This is a genomic window from Nocardia araoensis NBRC 100135, from assembly GCF_000308435.1.
Classification (GTDB): Bacteria; Actinomycetota; Actinomycetes; order Mycobacteriales; family Mycobacteriaceae; genus Nocardia; species Nocardia araoensis.
Genome location: NZ_BAFR01000033.1, coordinates 57,185 through 63,184 on the forward strand (window position 1 = coordinate 57,185; position 6,000 = coordinate 63,184).

The 6,000-nt window shown below is 72.4% G+C and carries 1 protein-coding gene (running past one end of the window); it reads left to right on the top strand.

What is annotated here, in order from left to right; genetic code table 11:
• The coding region annotated (locus ON21_RS04325) for a WXG100-like domain-containing protein (RefSeq protein ID WP_039795580.1) crosses the window boundary (this coding region is incomplete at its 3' end): on the top strand, positions 1-6,000 show 6,000 of its 28,008 nt. Its footprint begins 22,008 nt before the window's first position.

Consider the following 6,000-nt stretch of genomic DNA (forward strand, 5'->3'; position numbering starts at 1 on the left):
ATCCAGCGCCATCCGGAGATCGGCGAATGGGTGCAGGCGCGGCCGTGGCTGCGGCATGTGCCGCCGTTCGGCACGGTGTTCCGCAACTACGAATGGTTCGCCCCGCCGCAGCGCAACATCCAGCCGATGCACCGGCCGTGGAATACGGCCGACCATGTGCCGCCGGGCGACCGGGTCGACATCCCGGAGGGCCTGCAGCGCGAGTGGGACCGCGACATCGCCGCCTGGCAGCGGGTCCAGGACTGGGCCGACGGGGAATACGAGCGGTTCCTAGCCGACGACACCGATCTCGACCGGATCGCCGACGGCCTGGACCGGCATCGGCGCGCCGAGCGGGAAACCCGGGCGCGCGAGGTGGTGGACGTCGTCGCGCGGCTGGTCCAGCGGCAGCCTGGCATCGACCCGCTCGGCGACGTCGACGCGCAGCTGCGGCGCGTCCACGACGACATCGACCGGGTGGCGGGCGATCTGGCGGACCGGTTCGCCGCCGATGACCCCGAGGCGATTCGCGCCACGGTCGAGGACATCCGCGAACTGCTCGCGGGCGGTGGCGATCCGGAACAGATCGCGACGGCGCTCGCCGAGCACATGCGCGACGACGTTCCGACGTTCACCCGCGAGGAACTGGCGCGCATCAAGAACCACTTGATGGTCGACGAGCACCGGGTACGCGACCACGGCGACCCGCACGGCCGGTACGTGCACACGCGGATGGATCGCCTGGCCGATGTCGCGGAGGCGTGGCGCCGCCTGATCGACGGCGCTGCGCTGCCGCAGGATTTCGTGCTGCTCGACGACATGCTGGCCGAGGCGCGATTCCTGGACGACAATCCCGGCGCGAGCTGGCAGCAGGCCAACGCGCATGCGATCGCGCTCGGCTACCACTGGGACGCCGATCGCCCGCCGTTGACCGATTGGCGCGCGGGTATCCCGTACGCCCCTGCTCCGCTTCCGCCGAACCCGGGCTATCTGCCTCCCGCATCGGGTGCGACGCCCTCGCGGCCCCATGGCCCCGACCCCGCGGAAGGACCTCGCGGCGGCGATCGTCGTCCGTCTGCCGGGGACGAGCCGTCGCGTCCCCGGGAAGAGAACGCCCCCGCGCCGGACGCCGATGGCGGCGCGCAGAAACCACCGGAGGACCCACCCGCCCTCGCACGGCCGGACGAGCCCGACGAACCCGACGACTCGGGCGACGGCGAGCGGGGCATGCCGCCCGCCGACCGTTCCGAGGGCGAACCGGACACGGCGAAGGCGTCACCGCCCGCTGTTCGTCCGGACGAACCCGGTCGAAGTGCGTCGGACGACCCGCGAAACGCCGCCCCTCGGGACCACCCGCCCGCCACCGCGCGGGACGACGCGCACCGTGCGCTCGCCGAACTCGACGAACTGCAGCGCCGAATCGACCAGCAGCTCGATGACCTGCTGCGCCGAGCGGGCGCGGAGCTGGACCGGATCGAGCGACGCGCTGTCGACCGCCTGGCCGAAATCGAAGCCGAGGTCGCCGAACTATCCGCTCGGTCGGACCAAGGCGTCCCGGCCGGCGGCGAGGTCACGCCGCTCGAATCGCCCACGGTCCGCGCCGGAGCCGAGGACCCGGCCGAGGCGGCGTTGGAGCGCATCCGCGCGGAGTTCGACGACGCGGCCCGCCGCACCGACGAACGATTCGACGAACTGCTTCGTGACACCTTCGCCCAACTCGACGCGATCGCGGCGGACCTCGATCGGCACTTCGACGCCGCCGTCGCCCGGCTCGACCGACTCGCCGCCGGACCGGTCGACGCGGTGCACCCGTCTCCGGAGGCCCAGGCACTGGACGAGCTGCACGCGCGTCTGGTGGCCGAACTGGACGAGATCCATCGCCGCGCCATGGACCGCCTCGCGGAACTCGAACGCGAACTCGACGAATTCGCCGTTGCCCCGGTCGATCCGGATACCCCGCCCAGCACATCCACCGCGGCGACTCCGCATGCCGCAGGACCGATTTCGCATGGAGCCGATCGCCCGGGCGTCGGACCGACGCGCACGCAGGGCGAGCCGACAGCCCGGTCGGCTGAACGTGACGCGGCGGAGCGGGAGTTGGCGGACGCGCAGGCTGATCTCGCGGATGCTCGACGTGGTTTGCCGGTGAATGACGAGGATCTGACGCGGGATGCGTTGGATGATGCGCTCGATGCCCTGCGTGGGCGCACGATGCGGGTGGATGAGCAGGGCCCGTGGCAGGGGCGGGTTGCGGAGTTGGAGCGTGCCGCGCGGCGCGTGTTCGACGCCGAGGACGAATTGGCTCGGGCCGAGGACGCCCGTGCGCAGGCCGCTCGACCGCTGCCGGAAGATGCTGGTGGAGAGCCTGTTTCGCGTGCGGGCGATGCGGCGGCCGACGGACCGGTGCGTTCGGACGCCGACCTGGAACGCCCGGTCGCGCAGCCGGACGCCGGGCCGCCGGACCCGGCCGATCCGCGAGCCGAGGGCGCGGGCGCCGGTGGTGAGCCGCCATCCGGGCCGCCGACGAACGCCGAGCCGCCGGCCGACAGCCGTCCGGAAGGCGCGCGCCACACCGGCAACCCGGTCCGCGATGTGCTCGATTTCCTTCGCGAACAGCGCGATTGGCCGAACCAGCGCGAAGCCGAACCGCTCACCGAGGCCGAGACCGAACATGTTCGCCTGCTCGCCCAGGCGCTCGGTCTCGACGAGAGGTTCACCGCGCTGCGCGATCCGCTGGCCGCGCTGGCCGAGCTGGCCGAAATGGCCAGGGCCCGAGGTTTCCTCGACGATGCCGACGGTCCGCGCATGCGTTACCCGGACGATTTCGAACCGCTCACCAGCGAGGAACGCTACGGTGACGAGCAGTACTGGCTGGCCGAGGCGCCCGACGACGGCCTGCGTGTCGTACAGGACGACCTGCGCCGCGCGGGCTTGCCGATCGAGCAACCGCGGCCCCCGCGATCGCCCGCGGCTCCCACGAGCCCGGAGGCCTTGCCTCCCGGCCGTCCGGCCGCCGCCGACCCGGCACGCCTGTCCGCGCAACGGGACGCGGCAGCCCGCGAATTGTCCGACGCGCGAGGCGAACTCGCGGACGCTCGGCGTGGTCTGCCGGTCGATGACGCGGACCTGACCCGGGACGCGTTGGACGACGCGCTCGAAGCCCTGCGTGGCCGCACGTTGCGGGTGGATGAGCAGCAGCCGTGGCAGGAGCGGGTCGCGGAGTTGGAGCGCGCTGCCCGCCGCGTCTTCGATGCCGAAGCGGAAGTCGCTCGCCTGGACGATGCCCTCGCGCAGGCCACGCGGGCGGCCGAGCCGCACTCGAATGATGTGAGCCGAGCGCAGCCCGCCGAACACACGCACGCCCCGGAGCCGTCCGCTCGCGCCCCGCGCCCAGAACCGATCGACCGGACTCGCGACCGGCTCGCGCGTGGCTTCGGGCTCGACGACGCCGATCTGTCCCCGGAGCACCTCGGCGCGACCATCGCCGACCTGCGCTACCGAAACCTGTTGCAAGCGGGCATGGTCGAGGCGCTGGCGGCCGCCACCGAGCGGGCGCGTGACACGCAGCATCCGGACTTGCGCGCGCAGGTGCGAGAGACCCGCGACGCCTGGGCACGGCGGCTGCGCATCGATCCCGCCGATCTGGATCGCGATCCGGCCGGGACGGTGGAGCGGGCCCGCGCCGCGGTGCGCCGCGACGGGCGAGCCATCGCCGATCTCGCCGACGCCGTCCAAGCGGCGCGTAGGCAGACCGGCGCCGAACCGCCCGAACCGGGGGAGACCCGCCGGTACACCCTCGAGGTCGATGGCGAGCGCGTGCCCGCGCGGCTGGTCGCCGACGACAACGGCGGCTGGCGGGTCGAAGCGGCCGACCGTTTCGACGCACCCGAACCGGCGGACACCACCGTGCCCGCACCGCGGCAACCGGAGCGGCCGAAGTCGCGGCTGCGCCGCCTGTGGGAGGCGCTGACGGCGGGGTATGTCGGCGAGAGCCCGAAGTACCCGTCCGGCTCCGGCATCGACAGCGCAGGCCAGTCGCTGCTCGCCCACGAAGCCGGGCTGCCGCTCACCAAGCACTACGATCCGACACCGGCGCCCGGCGATGAATACGAAGTGATGCAGACCAAGTTCAGTCCGGTCCGCATCCTCAAGGAAGCCGTCACCATGTGGCGCAAGCGGGAACTCATCCCGTTCCTGAAGCGCCTGACCTCCCGGGTCGCGAGCCCGGCCGCCGAGTACGGCACACCCATCGCCCGCGACGGCGAGGAGTACCGGTACTGGTTGGAGGAGGCCGATCCCGAACTGGTGCGCCGGGAACTCGGGGTGGAACTCGAGGAGCTGAAGCGACAGGCCGAGGACGCCGCCCGCGCGCTCGCCGCACCGGAGACCAGGCCGGAACCGACCGACGGCGATACGCCCGACGTCACGCCGGAACCGTCCATGCGACCCGGCGATGACTCGCCCGCGAGCACCGGTGAACTCGCGGACTGGCTGCACGAGTTGTCCGAGGCGACGGTACGTCGGCAGGAGCTGGCCGACGCCTTGGCGGCCGCCGCCGATGCCCTCGGCGTCGATCTCGGTGAGCCGACCCCCGAGAACGTCCGCCGGGCCGTCGATCTGCTGCGGTATCAGCAGGTCCGCCGGATCGGCGCGCTCACCGGTCTCGCCGAGGCGTCCCGCCGGTACAACGCCGAGCACGAGCGGATCCCGTACAGCGACGAGGTCGGCTTCTTCGACGCCAACCCGATGAACCGCTTCCTCGGTGAGGTCGTGCGGGCCTTCGGCGGCAACCCCACCCTGCTGGACTGGCAGGGCGTGAACAACGGCGGTGAGCCGAGCCGCGAGTGGGGCGATCTCTACGACAGCGATCAGCCGGGCCAGGACCAAGGCCTGCGCGCGTTCTTCGAGAACGCGCTGCGCCGCGACCAGATCAAGGACGAGCGCTCGGTGTGGGCGCAGCTGCTCGGCACCGATCTGCACGCGCTCGACGCGCATCAGCTCGCGAACGCGCTCGCGGAGGAGATGGATCGCATCCGCGAGCACGCTCGCGGCCTGACCGCCTTCCTCGCCGACGCCGACGAGTTCTTGCGGGCCGATGCGGCGGCCGACGAGCTCACCGGCCTGATCGGCGACATGGCCGGGCGGGACTGGGTGCTCGCGCGGGGCGGTGCGCTGCTGGAGGACGGCACCGGGCTCGGCCTGGTCCCCGGCGAACCCGGTGGGCCGATGCGGTTGGTGGTCGTGGACGGCAGGCTGAACCACGACCGGGTCATCGCCGATGCGCTCGCGGCGCACCCGAGACTGGCCGAGGCGGTCGACGAGGGCATCGTCGAGGTGCACTATCTGGTCACCGACGTCCAGCCGGACCGGATCGCGATCGTCGACGGCGGGGTGACGCAGGTGCGTCACTTCACCGGTGCGGTCGAGGGACGTGCCTTGGACGTCACTGTGGTGAACGACGGCGACGGCTGGCGCGTCGTGCCGGACGCTGCCGTGGGCGCCGACGCGCCGCCCGCCGCCGACGAGACGCCGGAGCCGTTGTCGCGGGAGGAGATCGGCGCCGCCATCGGCGAACTGGCCGAGCGCCTCGGCATCACCGAAGCGGAGCTGGGCTCCCCGGACCTGCTCGCCCAGCGGCTCGCGGTGCTGCGCGACGAGAACGCCATTCGCGCGGGCCAGATCGAGGCGATCATCGATTACGCGCGTACCGCCTGGGACATCGACACCTATCACGAGGTCGGCGACGCGCGGAATGTGCTGGCACACCGGCTCGGCCTGGACGCCGCGGACATGACACCGCGGCGCCTCGCCGAGGCGATGGCGGACCCTGATATCCGCAACGCCCTGCGGCAGCAGCGGGCCGAGGCGCTGGTCAAATACGCGAAACTGTTGCGCGGCATGGACCCGGCCGCGGTCGATGCCGCCAACGATCGGCTGGTCCGCCGCCTCGCCGCCTTGCCGGGAAAGGTCCGCGTCACCGGCGTCGGTCAGTTGGGCGAGGTGATCGCCAACCTGTCGCAT